This window comes from Streptomyces cahuitamycinicus, from assembly GCF_002891435.1.
In the GTDB taxonomy this organism is placed as follows: domain Bacteria; phylum Actinomycetota; class Actinomycetes; order Streptomycetales; family Streptomycetaceae; genus Streptomyces; species Streptomyces cahuitamycinicus.
Genome location: NZ_POUC01000571.1, coordinates 1 through 4,038, shown reverse-complemented (window position 1 = coordinate 4,038; position 4,038 = coordinate 1). Strand labels below are relative to the sequence as shown.

1 protein-coding gene is annotated in these 4,038 nt (G+C 70.7%); it reads left to right on the top strand.

All coding sequences use genetic code 11. From position 1 onward, the window contains the following. Positions 1–4,038: condensation domain-containing protein (locus tag C1J00_RS39425; RefSeq protein WP_146046354.1), on the top strand; the 4,038-nt coding region annotated here is incomplete at both ends.

Sequence of the window (4,038 nt, the reverse complement as noted above, 5' to 3'; positions counted from 1 at the left end):
CTCCACCACACAGACCGACACCGACCACACCCCACCCCGCAACCCCACCGAGGAAACCCTCACCACCATCTGGACCGACATCCTCGGCATCGAACACATCGGCATCCACGACAACTTCTTCGACCTCGGCGGCGACTCCATCCTCGCCATCCAAGCCGTCTCCCGCGCCCGCCAGCACGGCCTCCACCTCACCTCCCGCCTCCTCTTCCTCCACCAGACCATCGCCTCCCTCGCCACCCACGTCACCACCGGCGACGTGCGGCCCACCGCCACGGCACCGGCCCAGGTCTCCGGACGCGTCGGGCTCACACCGATCCAGAGCTGGTTCCTCGACGAGCACACCGTCGACCCCGACCACTACGCCATGTCCGCCCACCTGGAGCTGGCTCCCGGTACGGACGCCACACTGCTGGAGGGGGCGCTCGGCGCGGTCGTCGCCCACCACGACGCGCTGCGCATGCGCTACGCCCGGGCCGGCGGCACCTGGATCCAGGAGTACGGCGACCATTCCTCCGGCCTCCTCACGGTCCGCGACATCGCCGACGTCGAGGACACGGAAGAGGTGCTGAACAGCGCGGCCCTGCAAGCGCAGCGCGCCCTCGACCTGCGCGGCGGCGCCCTGGTGAAGGGTGTCCTGTTCCGTTTCGAGGACGGCACCGCGCCGCGGCTGTTCCTCGCCGTCCACCACATCGTCATGGACGGGGTGTCGTGGCGGATCGTCCTGGAGGACCTGTCCACCGCGTACACGCAGCTCGCCGACGGGCGCCCGGCCGACCTGGGCCACCGGACCAGCAGCTGCCAGCAGTGGGCGGACCGCCTGAGCGCACACGTCCGCTCCGGCGCCCTCGACGACGAGCTCGACCACTGGCGCTCGGTCGACCCCGGCGGGGCGCCCGCGCTCCCCGTGGACCACCCCGGCGGCCGCAATGTGACCGCCGCCGAGCAGAGCGTCGAGGTGCGCCTCGGCCGCGAGGAGACGGGGGCGCTGCTGCACCGCCTCCCGTCGGTGTACCGCACGCAGATCAACGACGTGCTCGTCACGGCGCTCGGCCGCGTCCTGGCCGACTGGACGGGCGCCGGCCGGCTGGTTCTGGGACTGGAGGGGCACGGCCGCGAGGAACTGTTCGACGACTTGGACCTGTCGCGCACGGTCGGCTGGTTCACCACCCACTTCCCCGTCGCCCTGGCGCTTCCCTCCGGGCGCGACTGGGGCGAGACGCTCAAGTCCGTCAAGGAGCAGCTGCGGGCGGTGCCGGGCCGCGGCCTCGGCTACGACGCGCTCCGCTTCCTGTCCCTGCCGGGCACGCCGGGCCACGAACTGCGCGCGGACCGGCTTCCGCCCATCAGTTTCAACTACCTCGGTCAGTGGGACGGCACGACCGGGCGCGACGGGCTGGTCCGCGACCGCCTGCCCGCCCTCGGCCACGATCACGCGGCGGACGAGCCCCGCCCGTACCTCCTCGATGTCGTCGGCATGGTCGAGGACGGCAGCCTCGGCTTCACCTGGATCTTCTCCGGTGAGGTCTTCGACCGGTCGACGGTGGAGCGGGTGGCCGGTGAGCACGTGGCCGCGCTGCGCGCCCTGGTGGAGCACTGCCAGGACCCGGCAAGTGGCGGGGCAACCCCGTCCGACTTCCCGCTCGCCGGTCTCGACCAGGCGGCCGTGGACCGGATCGCCGGCGACGGCCGGGACGTCGAGGACATCTTCCCGCTCACCCCCATGCAGAGCGGCATGCTCTTCCACACGCTCGCCGAGCCCGGGTCCGGCGCCTACTTCGAGCAGATGAGCTTCGTCCTCGACGGTGTCACCGACCCCGCCCTGCTGGAGCGGGCCTGGCGGCACGTCACGGACCACCTGGAGATCCTGCGCGGTGCCGTCGTGTGGGAGGGCGTGGACCGCCCGCTGATGGTGGTGCGCCGGCACGTGGACACGCCGATCGTCCATCTCGACTGGCGCGGACTGGGCTCCGCGGAACAGGACGAGGCGCTGGAGCGGTATCTGGCGGACGACCGGGAACGCGGCATCGACCTGTCGGTCGCCCCGCTGGCGCGGATCGCCGTCGCGCGTACGTCGGACATGTCCGTACGGGTGGTGCGCACCTCCCACCATGTGCTGCTGGACGGCTGGAGCACGTTCCAGATGCTCGACGACCTGACCACCGCGTACCGGGCGCTGGCCGCCGGCGAGGAGCCGCTGCTGCCTGTGCGGCGCCCGTTCCGCGCATACGTGGAGTGGCTGGAGGGCCAGGACCTGTCGGATGCGGAGGCCTACTGGCGGACGCTGCTGGACGGGTTCACCGAACCCACGGCACTGCCGTACGACCGGCGTCCCGCCGCGAGCCACCGTGCGCAGTCCACGGAGCGGATGGTGACGCGGCTCCCCGCGGACGTCTCGCGACGCCTGTACGCGTTCGCCCGGAGCCATCGACTCACGGTCAACGCGGTGGTGCAGGGCACCTGGGCGCTGCTGCTGGCCCGGTACGCCGGGGAGCGGGACGTCGTGTTCGGCGCCACCGTGTCGGGCCGCCCGGCCGATCTGCCGGGTGTCGACTCCATGGTGGGCATGCTCATCAACACCCTGCCGGTGCGCGTGTCCGTCGACGGTGACGCACCGGTCGCCGAGTGGCTGGCCCGCGTGCAGCAGGCGCAGGTCGAGGCGCGCCAGTACGAGTACGTGCCGTTGCCGCGGATCCAGGGATGGAGCCACGTCGAACGCGGCACGAACCTCTTCGAGAGCCTGGTGGCGTTCGAGAACTTCCCCGTGGACGGCGACACCGGCCCCTCCGACGGCGTGCGGCTGCACGGTCTGGAGGGTGCCGATGTCACGAACTTCCCGCTGAACCTGATCGCCTACGCGGGAGAGGAGCTGGCGTACGCCCTCGCCTACGACCCCGAGCTGTTCGACGCCGGCACGGTCGAGCGGATGGCCGCGCATCTGGACGCCCTGCTCACCGGCATGGTGGACCACCCCGGCCGGGCGGTTTCCGCGTTGCCGATGCTCGCTCCGGCTGAGCGCGAGCGGCTGGTCCACGACTGGGCCATAACTCCGGGCGTCGCGCCCTGGGACGGCACGATCCACGACCAGGTCACCGCACGCGCCGAGACCACACCCGACGCCATCGCCGTCTCCTGCGCCGGCGAGCACATCACCTACCGCGAACTGGACCAGGCAGCCAACCGCCTCGCCCACCACCTCGTCTCGCTCGGCGCCGGACCAGGACACCTGGTCGCCCTGTCCGTCGAACGAGGCACCCAGATGGCCGTCGGCCTGCTCGGCATCCTCAAGTCCGGGGCCGCCTACGTCCCCCTGGACCCGGCCTACCCGGCCGACCGACTGGCCTACATGCTCGAAGACTCCGAGGCCACGATCCTGGTCACCCACCACGGACTGAACAGCGGCCTGCCGGCCGACGACATCCGGATCGTCGACGTGGACGCCGAGCGGGACACCCTGTCCGCACTACCGGCGACAGCTCCGGAGACAGAGGTGTCGGCTTCCGACCTGGCGTACGTGATCTACACCTCCGGGTCGACCGGCCGCCCCAAGGGCGTGGCGGTCGAGCACCACAACGTCCTGCACCTGATGGCCAACTCCCAGGATCTGTACGAGTTCAGGCCGGACGACGTGTGGACGGTGTTCCACTCCTACGCCTTCGACTTCTCCGTCTGGGAACTGTGGGGCGCCCTCATCACCGGCGGCCGAGCCGTGATCGTCCCCCACGACACGGCACGCAACCCCGAGACCATGTGGCAACTCCTGCGGCAGGAGAAGGTCACGGTGTTCGACCAGACCCCGTCGATGTTCCGGGAGTTGGTGGAACACGCGGCGAATGCGGGCGAAGAGCGGCTTCCCTCACTGCGCTGGGTGATCTTCGGTGGCGAAGCACTCGAACCCAAGCACGTACGGACCTGGTTCGAGCACTACACGCACCCCACCACCCGCCTGGTCAACATGTACGGCATCACCGAAACCACCGTCCACGTCACCTACCAGGACATCACCGCCCACCACCTCACCCTGTCTCTTTATACACATCT